Source organism: Pseudomonas sp. gcc21 (genome assembly GCF_012844345.1).
Lineage (GTDB): Bacteria > Pseudomonadota > Gammaproteobacteria > Pseudomonadales > Pseudomonadaceae > Halopseudomonas.
On sequence record NZ_CP051625.1, the window covers coordinates 2,106,291 to 2,127,074 of the forward strand.

At 58.3% G+C, this 20,784-nt stretch carries 19 protein-coding genes; 5 read left to right on the plus strand and 14 right to left on the minus strand.

Annotation, left to right across the window (positions count from 1 at the left end; all coding sequences use genetic code 11):
- Window positions 1-2 precede the first annotated feature (2 nt).
- The 4 genes from HG264_RS09690 to HG264_RS09705 all read left to right on the plus strand — a co-directional run bounded on the left by HG264_RS09690 (window position 3) and on the right by HG264_RS09705 (window position 4,701).
- Window positions 3-830: a peptidoglycan DD-metalloendopeptidase family protein gene (locus tag HG264_RS09690; RefSeq protein WP_372240234.1), complete on the plus strand. Its 828-nt coding sequence runs from the start codon at window positions 3-5 to the stop codon at window positions 828-830.
- Between the two features lie 51 nt (window positions 831-881).
- Window positions 882-2,177, plus strand: coding sequence for a mechanosensitive ion channel family protein (locus HG264_RS09695; RefSeq protein ID WP_169407466.1), 1,296 nt, complete (start codon window positions 882-884; stop codon window positions 2,175-2,177).
- A gap of 317 nt (window positions 2,178-2,494) precedes the next feature.
- Window positions 2,495-4,165, plus strand: a complete 1,671-nt coding sequence (gene leuA / locus HG264_RS09700; RefSeq protein WP_169407467.1) for a 2-isopropylmalate synthase — start codon at window positions 2,495-2,497, stop codon at window positions 4,163-4,165.
- A gap of 95 nt (window positions 4,166-4,260) precedes the next feature.
- Window positions 4,261-4,701, plus strand: a complete 441-nt coding sequence (locus HG264_RS09705) for a YtoQ family protein (protein ID WP_169407468.1) — start codon at window positions 4,261-4,263, stop codon at window positions 4,699-4,701.
- Window positions 4,702-4,825: 124 nt separating this feature from the next.
- Here HG264_RS09705 and der read toward each other — a convergent pair whose 3' ends face one another.
- From der to trmJ, 12 genes are all read right to left on the minus strand, one after another.
- On the minus strand, window positions 4,826-6,268 hold the full coding sequence (gene der / locus HG264_RS09710) for a ribosome biogenesis GTPase Der (protein WP_169407469.1): 1,443 nt from the start codon (window positions 6,266-6,268) through the stop codon (window positions 4,826-4,828).
- Between the two features lie 93 nt (window positions 6,269-6,361).
- A complete protein-coding gene (gene bamB, locus HG264_RS09715) occupies window positions 6,362-7,498 on the minus strand; it encodes an outer membrane protein assembly factor BamB (RefSeq protein ID WP_169409083.1) in 1,137 nt (378 codons plus the stop codon).
- An 8-nt stretch (window positions 7,499-7,506) separates the two neighbouring features.
- On the minus strand, window positions 7,507-8,154 hold the full coding sequence (locus tag HG264_RS09720; protein WP_169407470.1) for a tetratricopeptide repeat protein: 648 nt from the start codon (window positions 8,152-8,154) through the stop codon (window positions 7,507-7,509).
- A 39-nt stretch (window positions 8,155-8,193) separates the two neighbouring features.
- On the minus strand, window positions 8,194-9,471 hold the full coding sequence (gene hisS / locus HG264_RS09725; RefSeq protein ID WP_256663655.1) for a histidine--tRNA ligase: 1,278 nt from the start codon (window positions 9,469-9,471) through the stop codon (window positions 8,194-8,196).
- Window positions 9,472-9,486: 15 nt separating this feature from the next.
- Window positions 9,487-10,599 (minus strand): flavodoxin-dependent (E)-4-hydroxy-3-methylbut-2-enyl-diphosphate synthase, encoded by a 1,113-nt coding sequence (gene ispG / locus HG264_RS09730; RefSeq protein WP_169407471.1) that lies wholly within the window; start codon window positions 10,597-10,599, stop codon window positions 9,487-9,489.
- Between the two features lie 12 nt (window positions 10,600-10,611).
- A complete protein-coding gene (locus HG264_RS09735; RefSeq protein ID WP_169407472.1) occupies window positions 10,612-11,601 on the minus strand; it encodes a RodZ domain-containing protein in 990 nt (329 codons plus the stop codon).
- Complete coding sequence (gene pilW, locus HG264_RS09740; protein WP_169407473.1) at window positions 11,598-12,356, minus strand: type IV pilus biogenesis/stability protein PilW; 759 nt, start codon at window positions 12,354-12,356, stop codon at window positions 11,598-11,600. Before pilW ends, HG264_RS09735 begins: the two co-directional genes overlap by 4 nt.
- Before the next feature lie 18 nt (window positions 12,357-12,374).
- On the minus strand, window positions 12,375-13,526 hold the full coding sequence (rlmN, locus tag HG264_RS09745; RefSeq protein ID WP_169407474.1) for a 23S rRNA (adenine(2503)-C(2))-methyltransferase RlmN: 1,152 nt from the start codon (window positions 13,524-13,526) through the stop codon (window positions 12,375-12,377).
- Window positions 13,527-13,561: 35 nt separating this feature from the next.
- Window positions 13,562-13,993: a nucleoside-diphosphate kinase gene (ndk, locus tag HG264_RS09750; RefSeq protein ID WP_169407475.1), complete on the minus strand. Its 432-nt coding sequence runs from the start codon at window positions 13,991-13,993 to the stop codon at window positions 13,562-13,564.
- Between the two features lie 134 nt (window positions 13,994-14,127).
- Entirely contained in the window at window positions 14,128-15,282 is a 1,155-nt protein-coding gene (locus HG264_RS09755) for an IscS subfamily cysteine desulfurase (protein WP_169407476.1), read from the minus strand.
- Window positions 15,283-15,289: 7 nt separating this feature from the next.
- A complete protein-coding gene (gene cysE, locus HG264_RS09760; protein WP_169407477.1) occupies window positions 15,290-16,117 on the minus strand; it encodes a serine O-acetyltransferase in 828 nt (275 codons plus the stop codon).
- A 3-nt stretch (window positions 16,118-16,120) separates the two neighbouring features.
- The gene (trmJ, locus tag HG264_RS09765) at window positions 16,121-16,900 is read right to left on the minus strand and encodes a tRNA (cytosine(32)/uridine(32)-2'-O)-methyltransferase TrmJ (protein ID WP_256663854.1); all 780 of its coding nucleotides are present in this window, start codon (window positions 16,898-16,900) and stop codon (window positions 16,121-16,123) included.
- A 176-nt stretch (window positions 16,901-17,076) separates the two neighbouring features.
- Between trmJ and suhB the strand changes: the two genes are divergently transcribed.
- A complete protein-coding gene (suhB, locus tag HG264_RS09770; protein ID WP_169407479.1) occupies window positions 17,077-17,892 on the plus strand; it encodes an inositol-phosphate phosphatase in 816 nt (271 codons plus the stop codon).
- Window positions 17,893-17,970: 78 nt separating this feature from the next.
- Here the strand turns inward: suhB and secF are convergent, their stop codons facing one another.
- A complete protein-coding gene (gene secF / locus HG264_RS09775) occupies window positions 17,971-18,888 on the minus strand; it encodes a protein translocase subunit SecF (RefSeq protein ID WP_169407480.1) in 918 nt (305 codons plus the stop codon).
- A gap of 9 nt (window positions 18,889-18,897) precedes the next feature.
- The gene (secD, locus tag HG264_RS09780; protein WP_169407481.1) at window positions 18,898-20,766 is read right to left on the minus strand and encodes a protein translocase subunit SecD; all 1,869 of its coding nucleotides are present in this window, start codon (window positions 20,764-20,766) and stop codon (window positions 18,898-18,900) included.
- Window positions 20,767-20,784: the final 18 nt, after the last annotated feature.

Genomic DNA, 20,784 nt, shown 5'->3' on the forward strand with positions numbered 1-20,784 from the left:
TGATCCGCAAACTGTTTTTCCTGTGCTTATTAAGCAGCCTGAGCCTTTCCGCCCTGGCGGAAGGTTTCCTGACCCGGCTGCTTAACAAACCCGTGCCCGGTGGCGTAGCCGTCATCGGACTACCGGAACAACCGCAGGCGCCGCGCGCCCGCTATCGCGACAATCCACTGCTGATCGTACGGGAGGACGGCACCCGCTGGATCGCAATTGCCGGGATCCCGCTGAACACTTCGCCCGGAACCGAGCATATCGTCCTGGCTGATGGCACGCGCGTGCCGTTCAGCGTCAAGCCCAGAGAGTACGAATCCCAGCACATCACACTCAAGAATCAACAACAGGTGACACCCGATGCCGCGCGCCTCAAGCGCATCCAGCGGGAGCTGTCGGAACAGACCAGCGCCTACCAGACCTTCAGCCCACGGCAACCGAGCAATCTTCTGTTTGACCGGCCGGTTGATGGGCGACTATCCAGCGCGTTCGGCCTGCGTCGTTTCTTCAATGGAGAAGAACGCAACCCGCACTCGGGCCTCGATTTCGCAGCGTCCGCCGGCACGCCGATCCAAACGCCAGCAGCGGGAAGAGTCATATTGGTTGGCGATTATTTCTTCAACGGTAAAACCGTCTTCGTTGATCACGGTCAGGGGCTGATAAGCATGGTCTGCCACCTGTCAGCCGTTGACGTGCAAGTCGGGGACGAACTGGAGCGTGGCGCAAAACTCGGCAAGGTTGGCGCGACCGGGCGCGCCACCGGCCCTCACCTTCACTGGAATGTCAGCTTGAACAATGTCCGCGTGGACCCGGCAATATTCATCGGCTCGTTCACCCCCTGAGTCTGCAAGCTACCGAGTATCATCCTTGTCACGGAACCTAACGAGAGCACCATGAACGATCTTTATAACGATGCCCAGGAATGGCTTGAACACTACCCCTACCTGTACACACTCATTGCGGTGGGCTTGCTTGTCCTGGCCGCCTGGCTGGCCAATTGGCTCGTCAAAAAGGTCCTGATTCGCGGTCTTCTGCGCCTGATCAGGGCAACACCCCTGGGCGGGGGTACCTCCGAGGTGCGCCAGTCACATGTTATCTCGCGCCTCGCCAACGTTGTGCCGGCCATCATCCTGTCTATCGGGATCGGACTGGTTCCGGGCATGCCGGAAGTAGTCGTCATCGTGGTGCGTAACGTGTGCAGTGCGTTCATCATTCTCACCATCGCACTGGCCATTACCAACACGCTGACCCTGATCAACACAATTTACGAGCGACGACCCAAGGCGCATCTCAAGCCAATTAAAGGTTACGTGCAGATCGTCAATATCGTGATCTATGCGCTGGCGACCATTCTGATGATCGCCACCCTGATCGACCGCTCACCGCTCATCCTGTTGTCAGGTCTGGGGGCGATGGCGGCGGTTCTCATGTTGATTTTCCAGGACACCTTGCTCTCGTTGGTCGCCAGCGTACAAATCAGCTCAAACGATATTCTGCGCGTCGGTGACTGGATCGAGATGCCCGCACTGAGCGCCGACGGTGATGTAATCGATATTGCGCTGCATACCGTCAAAGTGCAGAACTGGGACAAGACGATCACCACCATCCCGACCAAACGCCTGATCTCTGAGCCATTCAAGAACTGGCGTGGCATGCAGGAAAGTGGCGGCCGGCGCATCAAGCGCAGCATCATGCTGGACCAGCAGAGTGTGCATTTTCTCGACGGCGACGAAACCAGTCACCTGCGGCGTTTCCGCTTACTGAGAGAGTATCTCGACGAGAAACAGCTGGAGATCGAGGCCTGGAACAAGGAACTGCTCGAGCAGGGGAAGGAGCCGGTCAATACCCGCCGGATCACCAACATCGGAACCTTCCGGGCTTATGTGGAGCGTTACTTGCGCAGCCATCCCGGCATTCACCAGCACATGACGTTGATGGTGCGGCAGATGAACCCAACGGCCGATGGTTTGCCGCTGGAGATTTACTGCTTTACCAACACCGTTTCCTGGGGTGTATACGAAGGCATCCAGTCGGATATCTTCGACCACCTGTTCGCGATATTGCCGGAGTTTGGCTTACGCGTGTATCAGCACCCCAGCGGCATGGACCTTCGCGATCTGCGTGATATGCGCCTGCCCGGCGCATCAAACGCTGAGTCTGAACCCGGAGTAACGTCTCTGGGCACCTGATCCTCCCGGCCTGGGCGTCACGCCCGGGCTTCTTGACCTGCGCCATGCTCATAACAATGAATGCCATTTTTTGGAACATTATTGCGGCGATTAATTGGCAAGCGCATTAATCCAGCGTTATTCAGGAGTAGCTTGCCATATATCATCCCTCTCGGTAGTGTTCCTTCCATGCACACATCAGCCGTCCGCTTCACTTTGCGTCAATTCGCCTGCCTTCGTCTGGTCAGCGCACGACTGCGTGCCTGACATCCGGACTTACCCAGCGCTGCCTTCTTATTTTTCAGGCCCAAAAGGCCAACCCGTACAGGATTCACAAGATGCCAATGATTGATAACCCATCCAGCCGCTACCATGCTTTCCCGACCCTGGACATCCCGGACCGTCAGTGGCCATCACGCACCATCAGCGAAGCGCCTATCTGGTTGAGCTCCGATCTGCGCGACGGCAACCAATCGCTTATCGAGCCGATGGACGCCGAGAAGAAAATGCGTTTTTTCAAGACGCTGGTGCAGGTGGGCATCAAGGAGATCGAAGTCGGATTTCCGTCAGCCTCACAGACCGATTTTGACTTCGTGCGCGAACTCATCGAAGGCGGCCATATTCCGGATGACGTGACTATTCAGGTTTTGACCCAAGCGCGGGAAGATCTGATTCAGCGCACCTTTGATTCGGTCAAGGATGCCAAACGCGCAATCATTCACTATTACAACGCGACTGCGCCCAGCTTCCGCCGTATTGTCTTCAACCAGGACAAGGCCGGTGTAATAGACATTGCAGTCAACGCTGCGCAGATCATTTCCCGGCTGGCTGCCGAGCGCCCCGAGACTGACTGGCGCTTCGAGTACTCGCCGGAAGTGTTCAGCTCCACCGAAACCGATTTCGCGGTGGAGGTATGCAACGCCGTGATTGAAGTCTTTCAGCCCACCCCTGACAACAAACTGATCCTCAATCTTCCTGCCACCATCGAAGCGGCAACGCCGAATATCTATGCGGACCAGATCGAATGGTTCGGGCGCCATATCAATCGGCGTGACAGCGTACTGATCAGTCTGCATACGCATAATGATCGCGGCACAGGCGTCGCCGCTACCGAGCTTGGCCTGATGGCAGGGGCGGATCGCGTTGAAGGCTGTCTATTCGGCAACGGCGAGCGTACTGGCAACGTGGATCTGGTGACCGTCGCTCTGAACATGTACACCCAGGGTGTTAATCCCAGACTGGACTTCTCGGACATCGACGCCGTGCGCAAGGTAGTTGAAGAATGCAACCAGCTGCCTGTTCATCCGCGCCATCCCTATGTCGGAGATCTGGTCCATACGGCCTTTTCAGGCTCGCATCAGGACGCCATCCGCAAGGGCTTCGCCCAGCAGGATCCGGACGGTATTTGGGAAGTCCCTTACCTGCCCATCGATCCGGCGGATATCGGCCGCAGTTATGAAGCGGTCATCCGCGTCAACAGCCAGTCAGGCAAGGGCGGTATTACCTATCTGCTCGAACAGGAGTACGGCATCAGCCTGCCCCGTCGCATGCAGATCGAATTCAGTCAGGTTGTGCAGCGGGAAACCGATCGCCTCGGACTGGAAATGACTGCCGAGCAGATCTACCAGTTGCTTGATCAGGAATACCTGCAAGCCAGCACGCCCTATGCATTGATCCGTCACCGCCTGCAAGAGGAGAACGGCACCAGCACAGTAGATGTGGAAATCCTCAACGAGGGGGAAACACAACACTGGCGCGGCCTGGGCAAAGGCCCCCTGGAAGCATTGGTAGCCGGCCTGCCGGATAAGGTCGAAATCATGGACTACCACGAGCACGCCATCGGTTCAGGCACCAATGCCAAGGCCGCTGCTTATATAGAGATCCGCCTGAACAATGGCAGACCTCTGCACGGCGTCGGCATTGACGAAAACCTGACCACCGCGAGTTTCCGCGCTCTGCTCAGCGCGCTGAACCGTGCCAAGCGCCAACCCGAAGCGCGGGCTGCCTGATCCCACTGGGCGGCCGCGCGAACGCAAAGCCGTCCGCCCCACCCTTTCATAACGCTAACCCTCAAGGGCTGGCGTTCGATACAGCAGGAGATCACATGCGTTTTATTGTCTATCTATCCGGAGAGATCCATACCGACTGGCGGGACGAGATCAAACACGGCGCCAAAGCCAAAGGGCTGGACATTGAATTCACCTCAGCCGTCACCGACCATGAAGCCAGCGATGCCGCCGGAGATCATCTTGGCAGCGAGGAAGATAGCTTCTGGCGGGATCACAAGTCGGCCAAGATCAATGCCATCCGTACCAAGACGCTTATCGAGCAAAGCGATCTGGTGATCGTCCGCTTCGGGGACAAATACAAGCAATGGAACGCAGCCTTTGACGCAGGGTACTGCGCCGCGCTGGACAAGCCCTACGTCACCTTGCACGCAGAGGACATCATCCACCCGCTCAAGGAAGTCGACGCCGCCGCCATGGCCTGGGCCACGACTACTGATCAGGTGGTCGAGATCCTGTCCTATGTGCTCCGGGACTGACTACGGGTTAACGCTTACCGGGTAAGTCTGTCGAACGGGTGATCCCGCCCGGGTCGGGACGGTGACGGACTATCGTAGCAGCAGCAAAACGGGCCGGCGGCCATTGCGGCGCCGGCCCTGTTCATCAGCGCTTGTCCTTGCGCTTTTTCTCGGCTTTCTTGTGGTGGCTCATCAGACGGCGCTTCTTGTTCACCTGCCGCTCACTCAAGGCGTTCTTGCGATCGGCAAAGGGATTGTCGCCGCCCTTGTACTCCACCCGTATCGGCGTACCCGCAAGCTTCAGGACCTTGCGGAAGGTGTTTTCCAGATAACGGGTGTAGGAGCGCGGAACGGCGTCGACCTGGTTGCCATGGATAACGATAATCGGCGGATTCGAGCCACCCAGGTGCGCGTAACGCAGCTTGATCCGGCGACCATTGACCAGCGGCGGCTGATGCTCCGCCACGGCGGCTTCCAGAATCTCAGTCATGCGCTTGGTCGGGATCTTGGTCATGGCACTTTCGTATGCCTTGTCCACCGACTTGTACAGCAAGCCTACGCCGCTGCCATGCAAGGCCGAGATGAAGTGCAGATCAGCGAACTGCGTGAAAATCAGCCGACGCTGCAGCTCGATCTTGACGTAGTCCTTCTCGCTCTCATCCATGCCGTCCCACTTGTTCACCGCGACAACGAGTGCACGCCCTGCCTCAAGTACGAAACCGAGCAGATGCAGGTCCTGATCGACAATGCCTTCGCGGGCATCGACCACGAAAATCACCACGTTGGCGTCTTCGATGGCTTGCAGTGCCTTGATGACCGAGAACTTCTCGACTGCCTCGAATACCTTGCCGCGACGACGCACCCCCGCTGTATCGATCAGCGTATAGGGCTTGTCGTGACGCTCGTAGGGGATATAAATGGTGTCGCGCGTGGTGCCCGCCTGGTCGAATACGACGACCCGGTCCTCACCCAGCATGCGGTTGACCAGCGTCGACTTACCAACGTTAGGTCGCCCGATGATGGCGATCTTGGTGCCTATCGGCTTGATCACGCGGGGTGCCAGGGCCTCTCCGTCCGCATCGACTTCAGCACTGACAACCCCTTCGCTGCCGAGCACTGCCTCAAGCATGGGATTGATATTGCGCCCATGCGCCGCAGCAATTGGCAGAGGCGCGCCCAGACCCAGGGATGAGAACTCGCCAACAATGGAGTCCTGTTGCGCGCCGTCCAGCTTGTTGGCGATCAGAAAGGTGTGCTTGTCGCGCTTGCGCAGGTGCTCTGCGATCATCTCGTCAGCGGCGGTACGCCCCGCTTGCGCGTCTACCAGAAACAGCACTGCATCGGCTTCTTCAATCGCCAGCAGCGACTGCCCGGCCATGACGGTATCGATACCCTGCTCGTCGCCACTGATACCACCAGTATCGACCACGATGAACTTCTTGCCCTGCCAGACAGCCTCGCCATACTGGCGGTCCCGGGTAAGCCCGGCCATATCAGCTACGATAGCGTCACGACTTTTGGTCAGACGGTTGAACAGCGTGGACTTGCCCACGTTGGGACGGCCCACCAGGGCGATTACAGGAACCATGATTACTCCGCGCACGCCTGGCGTGCCGACAAAAACAAAACGGCCGCTGCCCCCTAATGGGCAACGGCCGGGAAAGTATAACCTTTTTCGTGATCAGCGCAGTTTGAGCGCGACCAGATCACCGCTGTTGCCATAGACGTACAACGTGTCGCCCTGGGCAATCGGCGCAACGCGTACACCTTTACGGTCAACCCGTATGCGGCCGACCAGCCGACCATCTGTCTGGGCCAGCAGGTGCACATAACCTTCGTAGTCGGCGACCGCCACGTAGCTACTGAAAGCAACCGGCGCAGTCAGCTTCCGGCGCAGCAGATCCTCGTTGCGCCACAACGTACGCGGACGGTTGGCATCAAATGCTTCGACGGCTCCATCGGAGTGACTGAGATAGACACTGCCGAAGCCAACACCCGGGCCGCCGTAGCTGGAAGCAGGCTGCTGCCACAGCGGCTCGCCCGTTTCAACATTCAACGCAGCCAGATTGCCCTGGAACGCTGCAACGTACAGTGTCCGGTCATCCAGCAGCAGATCGCCGTCTATATCGACCATGCGTTCCAATTCCGAACGGCCCTGGGGCTGCGCTATACGCTGCTCCCAGATCGGCACGCCATTTTCGGCTGCCAGCGACACGACCTTGCCGCTGGCGAGGCCCGCATAGACCTGCTGCAAGCTGACGACTGGCGTGGCATGCCCACGCACGGTCAGGACTGGCAGACTCGATTCGTACAGCCAGCGGCGATCGCCATCAGAGATGTCCAGCGCGACAATGTTGTCATCCTGCGTCTGTACCACGACCACGTCGCCATTGGTTTGCGGCGGCGCGAGCACTTCGCTGCTCACTTCCGCACGCCACAACTCACTGCCATCCTCTTCATCGAGAACGATCACTTCGCCATCCAGCGTACCGACGAATACGCGACCGCCACCGGCGCCAACCGCACCAGAGGTGCGTTCATCCAGCTTGGTCTGCCAGCGTACCGAGCCATCGTCCCGGTCCATGGCAATGACACGGCCCTTGGCGTCGGCGGCATACAGTGCCAGGCCATCCAGCGTCGGCTTGAGATTGTTGTACAGATCACCCTGACCCACGCCGATATTGCGCTTCCAGCTCCGCTCCAGCTCAACCTCGGCGGTAAATTTTTCCAGCTCCGCCGGCGGCAGCTCTTTCTTGCTGGAACTACCGCAGCCAGCAACCATGATGGCTGCCACGCCAATGGCAAGGTATCGGGACATCTGCTTCACTAGGCTTCCTCCGCCAGATCGTCGATTTTCAGCTGTAACTGCGGACGGGCCTGCCGATCAGGTATTGCACGGAGCGCGGACTGATAAGCTTCACGGGCTTCTTCGGTACGGCCAAGGCCCAGCAGCAAGTCGCCGCGTATTTCTTCGCGTCCGGCCAGCAATGGCCCGGACACTTCCGAGTCGAATAATGCGAGCGCTTCCTCCGCCCGCTCCTGCTGGGCCAGCACCCGCGCCAGACGTTGTTTGGCGATTTCTTTCAGCGCTTCATCATCAGCATTTTCGACGACTTCGTTCAGCAAACGCTCAGCCGTAGCGAAGTCCTCTGCCTCGACCGCAAGCCGCGCCTGCATCAAACCTGCGTAGCGGGAATAACGCGAACCTGGATACTCATCGCGCAACTGCTGCGCCAGCTCTGCTGCACGGGTTCGCCCCTCGACAGTGGTCTCTTCCTGACCCAGCACCGATTCGAGCATCGTCTGGTACAACGCAGAGGCATTCGCTGCCTGAGTTTCGCGATAATCGGTCCAGGCGTTCCAGCCGAATACGCCCGCCAGGGCAAGCATCGCGCCGGTGAGCAGCGGCATACCATGCCGTTGCCACAATTCCTTGATCTTCTCTACCTGTTCTTCTTCTGTCTGGTAAGCCACCCTACGCTCCTTCCCGAATTATTTGCGCTGCCGTACTGCTCACAACAGTTGTTTGAGTCGTGCCGGCAGGTCCTGCCAGGCAATATTTTCCTGCTCGCTGCGATCGCGCAATGGCTTGAGCCCGATCTGCTGCGCCGCGGTTTCGTCCTCACCCAGAATAAGGGCATACAGGGCACCAGACTTATCCGCCTTCTTGAACTGGCTCTTGAAACTGCCGCCGCCACAATGCACTACAAGCCGCAGGCCCGGCAAGGCATCCCGTAGCTGTTCGGCAAGTCGGAAGCCTGCGGTTGCGGCGGATTCGCCGAGCATGACCATGTAGACGTCAACCTGGCGGGACAGCTCGTCGGGGATCTTGCCCAAAGTTTCGATGAGCAGCAACAGCCGCTCCATACCCATGGCAAAGCCCACGGCAGGCGCGGGTTTACCGCCCAACTGTTCAACCAGACCGTCATACCGGCCGCCAGCACAGACTGTGCCCTGCGCACCGAGCTTATCGGTCACCCATTCAAAAACCGTGAGCCCGTAATAATCCAGTCCACGGACCAACCGCGGATTGATGACATAGGGCACGCCGGCGCTGTCGAGCAATGCCCGTAGCCCTTCAAAATGCTGCCGCGCTTCGTCATTCAGATAATCGGCGAGTTTCGGCGCATCGACCAGCAACGCCTGGGTATCCGGGTTTTTGCTATCCAGCACCCGTAGCGGGTTGGTTTCGAGCCGGCGCTGACTATCCTCGTCCAGCTGTTCAAAGCAGGCCTGCAGATATTCAACCAGCGCCTGACGGTAACGCGCCCTGTCTTCCGAACTGCCGAGACTGTTCAGCTCAAGCGTTACCGCCTCCGCCAGACCGAGTTTCTGCCATAGCCGCCAACTGAGGATGATCAGCTCAGCATCAATGTCTGGCCCGCTGAGGTTGAACGTCTCGACACCGATCTGTTGGAACTGGCGATAGCGGCCCTTTTGCGGACGTTCATGACGGAACATCGGCCCGCTATACCATACCTTGTGACTGACACCCCCACCCAGCAAGCCGTGTTCGAGCATAGCCCGAACGCAGCCGGCAGTGCCTTCCGGACGCAGGGTAAGAGAATCACCGTTGCGATCGGCGAAGGTGTACATTTCCTTTTCGACGATGTCGGTGACTTCGCCGATGGAGCGTTTGAACAGTTCGGTCGGCTCCACTATCGGCAGACGGATCTGCTGGTAACCGTAGCCTGCGAGCAGGTCCGCCACGGTGCGTTCGAAATATTGCCACAGGGCGCTATCGGCGGGCAGGATGTCATTCATGCCGCGCACGGCTTGCAGGGTCTTCAAAGCATATTTCCTTAATCAGCCGCGGATGATGGTATTGGCATCCAGTGCTTGTTTAGCGGCAATCTTATCGCGAATCAGCGATTCCAGACGGTCAACCAGGCCCTCGTTGACCAGCTTCTCGCTGGGCGAGCCATCGACATATACCAGATTGTTCGGCGAGCCTCCGGTCAGACCGATATCGGCCTCGCGGGCCTCACCCGGACCGTTGACGACACAGCCGATCACCGCGACGTCCAGCGGGACCAGCACATCATCGAGACGCGCTTCCAGCTCATTCATGGTTTTCACCACGTCGAAGTTCTGGCGCGAACAGCTCGGACATGCAATGAAGTTGATGCCACGCGAGCGTAACCGCAACGACTTCAGAATATCGAATCCGACCTTGATTTCTTCGACCGGATCCGCCGCCAGCGAAATGCGGATAGTGTCGCCAATCCCCTCGGCGAGCAGCATTCCCAAGCCCACAGCGGATTTCACTGTGCCCGAGCGCAATCCACCGGCTTCGGTGATTCCCAGGTGCAATGGTTGTTCAATCTGCTGTGCAAGCAGGCGGTAAGCGCCGACGGCCATGAACACATCCGATGCCTTGACGCTGACCTTGAAGTCCTGGAAATCCAGCTTGTCGAGAAATTCCACGTTGCGCAGCGCCGATTCAACCAGCGCCGCCGGCGTGGGTTCGCCATATTTTTTCTGCAGATCCTTTTCCAGCGACCCGGCATTGACGCCGATCCGAATCGGAATGCCGTTATGGCGCGCCGCATCGACGACAGCGCGGACCCGGTCTTCGCGACCGATGTTGCCTGGATTGATGCGAAGACAGTCCACGCCCAGGTCAGCGACCTTCAGAGCGATCTTGTAATCGAAGTGAATATCGGCGACCAGCGGAATCGAGACCTGCTTGCGGATCTGACCGAACGCCTCAGCCGCCTCCATGCTTGGCACCGAGACCCTGACGATGTCGGCGCCGACCGCTTCTAGGCGGCGAATCTGGTCGACGGTCGCGGCCACGTCACAGGTTTCGGTGTTGGTCATGCTTTGTACTGATATAGGCGCATCACCGCCAACCAGTACCGAGCCCACGCGAATCTGTCGCGAGACTCTGCGTTTGATAGGTGATTCCTGGTGCATTGGTTTTAACTCCTACTGGCCCAGCTTGAGCCGGACGACACCTGCTGGTTTGTACGCTGCGGTATCCAGCCTGGTGCCCTGATATTCGATGGCGGATACGGCTTCGATGGCGCCAATGACGACCTGCAACGGCCCTTCATGATCGATATCGAGCGACTGCTCCGCCTGCATGAGTTGGGTATGTAGTGCCTTGCCTTCCGCGCTACTGACCTGTACCCAGCAGGTATCGTTGAATCGCATGTGCAATCCATTGGCTGCCCGACCGGCCGAGGCCGCGTCAGAAGCGGCCTCGGCCGGCTCTGCCTGACTCGTCGACCCGGCAACCGCGGCCGGTTCGCCTGCCGATTCGGCCGACTCAACGGATGCGTCCTGGGCCTGCCGACTCTCGGCGACGGCTTCTGCCTCGACCGCAGCCACCTGCAGCAAGCCAGGGGCAAGAGGCTCGACCACTGTAATGTCCTGACCTGCTGCATGCCGCATGCCTGGCAATGGCACCGGTGATGGCAGTGAGTCGACCAGCACTTCGTCGAACAGACGCTCGTCCAACTGCGATACAGCGGCCTGCTCAGCTTCGCGGTTCTCGTACCACCAAAGGAATACCGCACCGGCTATCACCAGAAAGATGATCAGCGCGCCACGGCTCAACCACATCCTGTTACTGCGCCCCGCCGTATAACGATCTGTCTTGTCGATACCGTGCACCGCGTGCGCACGCTCCTTGACCCCCATCTGCCGGTCATACTCAAGCACCAGCGGATCTGCGTCCAGATTCATCAGACGCGCGTAAGCGCGGATATAACCTCGACCGAACGTCTCGCCCGGCAGCCGCTCGAACTGCCCTGTTTCGATATATTCGAGAATTTTCGGCGACAGCCGGAGGCTCCTCGCCACTTCGTCTTCACTCAAGCCATGGCGCAAACGGGCGTCGCGCAACACTGCCCCGGCGTCCACGGCTCCCTGCGAATACTGGTTACCCGAAGTATCAATCTCGCGCGAACTCATGAAGATTCAGACTCCTTGAGCGCTCTGGCCTCTGCGCTTGAGGGATACAAACGACGCAACTGCAGGGCATAACTCGCGGCACGATTGTGGTCGCCAAACCGGCGCGCCAGCTGAACGCCCAACCAGAGGCTGGATGCGTTCTGCCCCGACAACTGCTCGAAACGTCGATAATATTCCCAGGCAGGAACGAAGTTCTGCTCCTGAAATTCCAGCCTGGCCAATTCCAGCATCGACTGAGGCTGTCGACTATTAAGCCGCAACGCCCTTTCGAAACTGGCTTTTGCCTGCTCGGTATTCCCCATCATCCGATGCGTCATCCCGAGATTCTCGAATACTCTGGAGCGCTCGCTGTAAAGCGTATCGGTGGAGGCTTTCTGGAAATGCTCGAGCGCCTCTTCATACCGCTCCTGGCTTAGCAGAAAGGCACCGTAATTATTCAGAATGCGTGGATTGTTCCCTTCAATACGTAGCGCTGAACGGAAATGCTTTTCCGCCGACGGGTATTCGCCCTCCTGCTGATAAACCAGCGCTAGCGCAGTGTGGGCCGAAGCCGAATTAGCGTCCAATTTCAGCGCTTCGCTCAAAGGCGCCTTGGCCCTGTCGGTTTCGCCCTGCTGCATATAACCCAGGCCGAGCTGTATATAAGCATCGCGCGCCGCTTTCGGATCGGACGGCTTGCGTGACGACTCTCCGGTTGTCACACAGCCAGTCAACGCCAGACTCAATATCCATATTGCGACTACAGGCTTGATCATAAAATTACCTTGCCGTTATTAACGACTAGCGACAGATGGTTGCGACTCTATCTGCTCGTCAGCGGCGAGCTGTCGAACCGCAATATAGCGGGCACTGCGGCGCGTCTTATCGGCCACCTGGCCAACCAGCTGCCCGCAGGCTGCATCGATATCTTCGCCCCGGGTCAATCGCACCGTCACGTTATGACCCGCCTTGTGCAAGATATCCTGAAACCTGCGAATCACGTTGTTGCTTGGCCGCTCGTAACCGGAGTGCGGAAACGGATTGAACGGGATCAGGTTGATCTTGCACGGCGTGTTCCGCAGCAACTCGATCATCTGCTCAGCGTGCTCGGGCTGGTCGTTGACATCCTTGAGCAGCGTGTACTCAATCGTCAGAACGCGTTTTTCACCGAGCCGCTTCATGTAGTTGTTGCATGATTCGAGCAACATCTTCAGCGGGTACTTCTTGTTCAGAGGCACCAGCTGGTTGCGCAGTTCGTCATTCGGGGCGTGTAATGACAGTGCCAGCGCGACGTCAGTCACCGTCGCCAGCTTGTCGATCATCGGTACCACACCCGAGGTAGACAGCGTTACCTTGCGTTTGGAAATGCCATAGCCGAGGTCATCCATCATCAGCGTCATGGCGTCCACAACGTTGTCGAAATTAAGCAGGGGCTCGCCCATGCCCATCATGACGACGTTGGTAATGGCCCGATCCGCCGTGGCCGGAACGCTGCCGAATGACTTATTCGCCACCCACACCTGGCCAATGATTTCGGCCACGCTCAAGTCGCTGTTGAAACCCTGCTTGCCTGTCGAGCAGAAACTGCAGTCCAGCGCACAACCAGCCTGGGACGAAACACATAAAGTGCCGCGTCCGTTCTGCGGGATGTACACCGTTTCAACACAACTACCAGACGCCACGCGCACAACCCACTTGCGCGTGCCATCCTTGGAAATATCTTCGCTGACCACTTCCGGGCCGCGAATTTCAGCGACAGCCCTGAGCTTTTCACGCAGGGCCTTGCTGATATTGGTCATATCATCAAAGCTGTCCACACCGCAGTGATGGATCCACTTCATGATTTGACCGGCACGAAAACGCTTTTCCCCGAGCTGCTCGAAGAAGGCTTCCATTTTCGGCTGGGTCAGACCCAGCAGATTGATTTTGCCGTTTGTATCAGTCATGGCGTTCACATCACTTTGGTATGAAAAATTACTGGTCAGCGAGTGCGCGCGCACAGCTCGGTTTCAGCAAAGAAATAGCCGATTTCACGTGCCGCGGAGGTAGTGGAATCAGACCCGTGTACAGCGTTTGCGTCGATGGACTCAGCGAAGTCAGCGCGGATGGTGCCTGCGTCAGCTTCCTTCGGATTGGTAGCGCCCATCAGCTCGCGGTTTTTCAGGACTGCGCCTTCGCCTTCCAGAACCTGGACAACAACCGGACCAGAAGTCATGAAACCAACCAGGTCCTTGAAGAAAGGACGCTCTTTGTGTTCAGCGTAGAAGCCTTCAGCGTCGGCCTGCGACAGCTGTACCATTTTTGCAGCAACAACGCTCAGATTGGCCTGCTCGAAGCGGCTGATGATCTGGCCAATGACATTCTTGGCAACGGCATCGGGCTTGATAATGGACAGGGTGCGTTCAACGGCCATGAAACTCTCCAGATAGATAAGTTGAGGATAGTGGATTACAAGGATTTGTTAACCCGCGGATTATACGCAGGTTGGATGGAAATACGTAACAACAGCGGCGCGGGTCTTATCCGGAAATAAAAGCCCGCGCCTGATCAGCCAGCCTGACGTAGGCGCCCGACCACATCACACAGCACCGCAGCCGCGCGCTGAACATCCTCGGCGCTGGTGAAGCGACCCAGAGACAAGCGAATGGAGCTGTGCGCCAACGCGTCAGGCAAACCAATACCGCGCAGCACGTAGGAAGGCTCCACCGTGGCCGAGGTGCAGGCAGAACCGGTGGACAGCGCCAGATCGCGCAAGGAGAGCAAGAGGAGCTCGCCGTCCACAGCGTCGAATGCGAGATTGAGGTTATGCGGGATACGCTGCTCGGCACTGCCATTGAGATGCACACCCGACAACCCGCTCAGACCCTGCATCAGGCTATCGCGCAGGCTGCTGATACGCTCGCATTCAGCGTTCATCTCAGCACCAGCGATAGCGAAGGCTTCCCCCATCCCGACTATCTGGTGGGTCGGCAGCGTACCGGAGCGCATGCCCCGCTCATGACCACCGCCATGAATGATCGCATCGGGGCGTACACCGAGCGAGCGACGCACAAACAGCGCGCCAACGCCTTTGGGGCCGTACGTCTTGTGCGCACTGAATGACATCAGGTCGACCGGCAGCGCCTTGAGATCGATCGGCAGCTTACCGGTCGACTGCGCCGCATCAACATGGAACAGCACACCACGCTCACGCGCCACAGCGCCAAGCGCCGCTATATCGTTGATCGTGCCGATTTCATTGTTTACGTGCATCAGCGTGATGAGCACGGTGTCACTGCGAATCGCTTCCTCGAGCGTCTCGACCGGGATGACACCCTCGGCACCGGGCTCGAGATAGCTGACTTCGAAGCCTTCGCGCTCCAGCTGCTTGCAACTATCGAGTACTGCCTTGTGCTCGATGCGTGACGTAACAATATGGTTACCGCGATCGCGCAGCGCGTGCGCGACGCCCTTGATGGCCAGGTTATTGGATTCAGTGGCGCCGGAGGTCCAGACGATCTCGCGCGGATCGGCACCAACCAGGTCAGCCACCTGCCGACGCCCGAGCTCAACCGCTTCCTCGGCCTGCCAGCCATAGATGTGCGAGCGTGATGCCGGGTTGGCGAAATTGCCGTCCATGGTCAGACAGCCCATCATCTTTTCCGCCACGCGCGGATCAACGGGTGTAGTGGCCGCGTAATCGAGATAAATCGGGAGTTTCATAACAATCTCAGCGCCTCACCTGTTGCGTGGCCGGCTCGGCAGCAACGGCATCATCTTCGGACGAAGCATCATCCTTGAGCGCCTCAAAATCTTCTTCGTTCAAGTGCGGCAGATCCTTGGCGCAGTAATCACTACCCAGCGCCTTGAGCGCTTCGCACATGCCTTCGATCCGTCCATCTACCGCCTGCATGTGATCCAGCATCTGACCGATTGCCTTGGCAACCGGGTCTGGCATGTCGCTGGTCACCCCATAAGCGTCGAAGCCAAGCTTTTCTGCCATGGCCTGCCGCTTGGCGCTCTTGTCGTCGGCCGCCGCCGCCGGATCCTTAAGGATAATACGCCCGGGAATACCCACCGCTGTAGCACCGGCAGGCACCGCTTTGGTCACGACAGCGTTAGAGCCGATCTTCGCACCCGCACCTACGGTAAAGGGACCAAGCACTTTCGCACCGGCCCCAACCACCACACCGTCTTCCAGCGTAGGGTGGCGCTTGCCTTTGTTCCAGCTGGTTCCGCCCAGCGTGACGCCCTGATACAGGGTTACGTCATCGCCGATCTCGGCCGTTTCACCAATCACCACACCCATGCCGTGATCGATGAAGAAGCGCCTGCCCAGCCTGGCACCGGGATGGATCTCGACGCCCGTCGCCCAGCGTGCAAAGTTTGAAACCATCCGCGCGAGTAGCCGGGCGTCACGAACCCACAGGGCATTCGCCAGCCGATGCAGCCAGATGGCGTGCAGCCCCGGGTAGCAGAACAGCACCTCAAGCGTATTACGGGCCGCTGGGTCCCGGTGAAACACGCTGGCGATGTCTTCTTTCATGCGCTTGAACATGGATTAACGTCTCCGCTCACCGGACGCCTGCACGCCGATGGCTTTCTGGGTTTCAGTCAGGATACCGCGCAATATATTCATTTCCACCTGGTTAATCTGGACCCTGCCATACAGGCGACGCAAACGCGGCATTAACTGGCGGGGCTTTGCCAGATCAAGAAATCCGATCTCCACCAGCACCTGCTCCAGGTGAGCGAAATAGCGCTCAAGATCTTCGGCAGTAGCCGGGATCTCATTCTGCCGGTTGGTAGTTTCCAGTTTATGCATTTTAGTTGGCTGACCCTGACGTTGCAGGAGCGCCATGCGCAATTCATAAACCAACACCTGCACCGCCGCGCCCAGATTCAATGAACTGAACTCGGGATTGGACGGAATGTGCACATGAAACTGGCAACGCTGCAGCTCTTCGCTGGTCAGGCCCGAGTCTTCCCGGCCGAAGACCAGCGCAATCTCCGCGCCGTCCTGATCATCCAGTTGATCAAGCACTTTCGTGGCAGCCTCACGTGGATCAACCACCGGCCAGGGAATCCGCCGATCGCGGGCACTGGTGCCCATCACCAGCGTACAGTCGGCGATGGCCTCTTCCAGCGTAGCGACAATCCGTGCATCAGCCAGCACATCGTCTGCACCGGACGCTCTGGCCTGGGCATTCGGATCGGGATAGCGCTCCGGGTTCACCAGCACCAGACGGGTCAGTCCCATATTCTTCATGGCCCGCGCTGCACCACCGATATTGCCGGGATGACTGGTATTGACCAAGACCACGCGCACTCTGTCGAACACTGGACACTCCCGGAACACACTGAGAAAAATAAGGCGTGCATGGTACAAAAGCCTGAACGCCATGACTATGTTGTTCATTCGCATCCGGACTGTCGCGTTTGTCGCGGCGGCAACTAAACGCCAACAAATCTGATACAATTCGCCGCTTTTCCAGCTCCTTCTGAAGAGATATCCGTATGCAGCCCATGTTGAACATCGCTCTGCGCGCCGCGCGCAGCGCTGGAGAACAGATTTACCGCTCCATAGAACGTCTTGATGTTCTGACCGTCAACGAAAAAGAGGCGCATGACTACGTCACCGAAGTCGATCGAGCTGCGGAACAGACCATCATCTATCACCTGCGCAAAGCCTATCCGGATCACGGCATCCATGCCGAAGAGTCCGGCTTCCAGCCCGGCCGGGGCGAAGGCGCCGACGTGGTGTGGATCATTGACCCTCTGGACGGTACAACCAACTTTGTACGCGGCGTGCCCCACTTTGCTGTCAGCATTGCTTGCCGCATCAAAGGTCGTATCGAACACGCCGTCGTACTGGATCCGGTCCGCCAGGAAGAGTTCACGGCGAGCCGCGGTCGGGGTGCCGCACTGAATGGCAAGCGTCTGCGGGTCAGTGCACGCAAGAGCCTGGAAGGCGCGTTACTGGGAACCGGCTTTCCGTTCAAGGAAAACCAGCTGGAAGCGCTGGACAATTATCTGGGCATGTTCCGCAGCCTGGTAGGCCAGACGTCCGGCATCCGTCGTGCCGGTGCTGCCAGCCTGGATCTGGCGTATGTCGCCGCAGGGCGCTACGACGCGTTCTGGGAGTTTGGTCTGGCGGAATGGGACATGGCTGCAGGCAGCCTGTTGATTCAGGAAGCCGGCGGCCTGGTCAGTGATTTCACCGGCAACCACCTGTATCTCGAGAAAGGCCATGTCGTGGCCGGCAATCCCAAGTGCTTCAAGGCGGTGCTCACCGCTATCCAGCCGCACCTGACGCCCGCAATGAAGCGCTGAGTTTGCACAATTAGCGGTAACGCACAAAAAACCCGGCTCTTTGCAGAGCCGGGTTTTTTTATGTCGCCTGAAAACCGATCAGGGACGGTCGTCCACCGCTGCCTCCTCTAGCTGCGGCGGAATCAAGTCCTCGCGGGTCAGGTTCATTGTCATCAACAGGCCGTTGGATACGTAGATCGACGAGTAAGTACCCACACCAACGCCGACAATTAGCGCCAGCGCAAAGCCCTGCAGGTTCTCACCGCCGAAAAAGTAAAGCGCGAACAGTACCAGTAAGGTCGATGCCGAAGTGGCCAAGGTTCGCGCCAGAGTCTGGGTAGTGGAGATATTGATCACCTCTTCCAGCTCTGTCTTGCGCATCAATCGCAGATTTTCCCGAACCCGGTCAAATACCACGATGGTGTCGTTCAACGAATAACCGATCACCGCCAGCAGTGCGGCGAGAACAGTCAGATCGAAGGACAGCCCAAAGAACGAGAATACGCCAAGCGTGAAGATAACGTCGTGCACCAATGCCACGATGGCCGACACCGCGAACTTCATCTGAAACCGAAGTGAGACGTACAGCAGGATGCCGCCCATGGCCAGCAACATACCCAGGCCACCTTTGTCGCGCAGCTCTTCACCTACCTGCGGACCGATAAACTCGACGCGCTTGATCGTGACGTCGCCGCCTTCTTCCGCCTGAATCAGGCGTGCGATCTCTGCCCCCAGATCAGGGTTTTCGCTGGCAAGTCGGATCAGCACATCGCTGGATGAGCCGAAGTTCTGCACAACGGCATCATCCCAGCCAGCCTCCCCAAGCATCCCGCGGACGGCCTCAAGATCGGCCGGCTCAGCGTAATTCAGCTCAATCAGCGCTCCGCCAGTGAAGTCCAACCCCAGATTGAGCTGCTTGACCGCCAGACTGGCGATAGAGCCGATCATCAGGATCACTGCCACAGCAAAGAAGAACTTGCGCAGGCCCATGAAATTGATGGTTTTGTTAGTCAACATGATGAGCCCTCACAGCCACAGCTTCTTGATGTCACGTCCGCCGACGGACAGATTGACCATGGCTCGCGTCACCATGATGGCGGTGAACATCGATGTCAGGATCCCGAGCGACAGCGTTACCGCGAAGCCCTTGATCGGGCCCGAACCCATAGCGAACAGAATCACGCCCACCAGCAAGGTAGTCAGGTTACCGTCGATAATCGCCGAGAATGCCTTGTCATAGCCTTCATGCAAGGCACGCTGCGGAGACATACCAGCAGCGACCTCTTCCTTGATCCTGGAATAGATAAGCACGTTGGCATCCACCGCCATACCCAGCGTCAGCACGATACCGGCGATACCCGGTAACGTCAGTGTCGCACCCAGCAGCGACATCAGCGCCAGCAACAAGACCAGGTTGAAGGTCAGCGCAACCCCGGCGACCAGGCCAAACGCCTTGTACAACACCAGCATGAAAATCAGCACCAGAACGAAACCGACCTGAGTGGCTGAAATACCCTTGGCGATGTTTTCTGCGCCCAGGCTCGGCCCGATAGTCCGCTCTTCGACAAAATGCATCGGTGCCGCCAGACCACCAGCGCGTAGCAGCAACGCCAGTTCGGAGGCTTCAGCCGGGGAATCCAGACCGGTGATACGGAATTGATTACCGAGCGTGCTCTGAATGGTCGCCAGACTGATGATGGATTTTTCTTCAACGAAAGCCGGGACTTCGACCGTCTGCATTTCGCCGTCGACTTCCTGCTGCACCTGGCGACTGATCTGGCGTTGTTCGATGAAGAGTACCGCCATGCCGCGACCGATATTATTGCGCGTGGCACGGGTCATCAGCTCACCGCCATGCCCATCCAGGCGGATATTCACCTGCGGCCGGCCGTTCTCATCGAAATTCGACTGCGCGTCGGTGACCTGATCACCGGTAAGGATGATGCTGCGTTCAATATCCGCAGGCGGACGCCCTTCCTGACGGAAATCGAAGCTTTCCACCGTGGCGCGCGGCGCGTTCGGCTCTGCTGCCAGACGGAACTCAAGATTGGCCGTCTTGCCGAGAATCCGCTTGGCCTCGGCCGTATCCTGCACACCAGGCAGCTCAACCACAATGCGATTGGCACCCTGGCGTTGAACCAGCGGCTCAGCGACGCCCAGCTCATTGACCCGATTACGCACTGTCGTCAGGTTCTGGCTGACAGCGTAATCACGAATCTCCGACAGCTCCGCATCGGTCAGGGTCAGCTGCAGAACCTGAAGGTTCTGACGCGTGCCGGTGGTGATCTGAAACTGGGTGAACTGGCGAGAAACGATCCGGCGCGCCTGGTCAAGCTCTTCGTCATCATTGAAGCCGAACTGCAGCATATTGCCCTGATTCGGCAGGCTGCGATAACGCACGCGCTCACCGCGAAGCAAACTGCGCACTTCACTCTCGTAGACATTCAGGCGGTTTTCAATTGCCTTTTCCATGTCGACTTCAAGCAGGAAATGCACACCGCCAGACAGGTCCAGACCGAGCGTCATGGGACCAGCACCGATATTCATCAACCACTGGGGGGTTGTCGGCGCCAGGTTCTGGGCAACCACGTAGTCGCCACCCAGGGTACGCTTGACCACATCCTGTGCCGGCAATTGCTGGCCGCGATTGACCAGACGAACCAGGCCCGAACTGCCGTTGTCTGCAACTTCGACGCCCTTGGTCGCAATACCAGCCTGCTCCAGCGCCGATTCGATGCGCGAGAGATCGTTGTCACTGATAGTTTGAGTAGAGCTTGCGCCGGAAATCTGTATCGCCGGATCGTCCGGGTAGAGGTTGGGCAAGGCGTAAACTGCCCCAAGCCCGAGGACCACAAGGATCAGCAGGTATTTCCAGAGAGGGTAACGATTGAGCATGTGAGGGCCCGCTAACGA

Bases quoted from the DNA above. Each gene is read 5' to 3' on its own strand.
- HG264_RS09695 (WP_169407466.1), top strand. From the start codon at position 882: ATGAACGATCTTTATAACGATGCCCAGGAATGGCTTGAACACTACCCC.
- leuA (WP_169407467.1), top strand. From the start codon at position 2,495: ATGCCAATGATTGATAACCCATCCAGCCGCTACCATGCTTTCCCGACC.
- HG264_RS09705 (WP_169407468.1), top strand. From the start codon at position 4,261: ATGCGTTTTATTGTCTATCTATCCGGAGAGATCCATACCGACTGGCGG.
- der (WP_169407469.1), bottom strand. From the start codon at position 6,268: ATGGTTCCTGTAATCGCCCTGGTGGGCCGTCCCAACGTGGGCAAGTCC.
- bamB (WP_169409083.1), bottom strand. From the start codon at position 7,498: ATGTCCCGATACCTTGCCATTGGCGTGGCAGCCATCATGGTTGCTGGC.
- ispG (WP_169407471.1), bottom strand. From the start codon at position 10,599: ATGCACCAGGAATCACCTATCAAACGCAGAGTCTCGCGACAGATTCGC.
- HG264_RS09735 (WP_169407472.1), bottom strand. From the start codon at position 11,601: ATGAGTTCGCGCGAGATTGATACTTCGGGTAACCAGTATTCGCAGGGA.
- pilW (WP_169407473.1), bottom strand. From the start codon at position 12,356: ATGATCAAGCCTGTAGTCGCAATATGGATATTGAGTCTGGCGTTGACT.
- rlmN (WP_169407474.1), bottom strand. From the start codon at position 13,526: ATGACTGATACAAACGGCAAAATCAATCTGCTGGGTCTGACCCAGCCG.
- ndk (WP_169407475.1), bottom strand. From the start codon at position 13,993: ATGGCCGTTGAACGCACCCTGTCCATTATCAAGCCCGATGCCGTTGCC.
- HG264_RS09755 (WP_169407476.1), bottom strand. From the start codon at position 15,282: ATGAAACTCCCGATTTATCTCGATTACGCGGCCACTACACCCGTTGAT.
- cysE (WP_169407477.1), bottom strand. From the start codon at position 16,117: ATGTTCAAGCGCATGAAAGAAGACATCGCCAGCGTGTTTCACCGGGAC.
- suhB (WP_169407479.1), top strand. From the start codon at position 17,077: ATGCAGCCCATGTTGAACATCGCTCTGCGCGCCGCGCGCAGCGCTGGA.
- secF (WP_169407480.1), bottom strand. From the start codon at position 18,888: ATGTTGACTAACAAAACCATCAATTTCATGGGCCTGCGCAAGTTCTTC.
- secD (WP_169407481.1), bottom strand. From the start codon at position 20,766: ATGCTCAATCGTTACCCTCTCTGGAAATACCTGCTGATCCTTGTGGTC.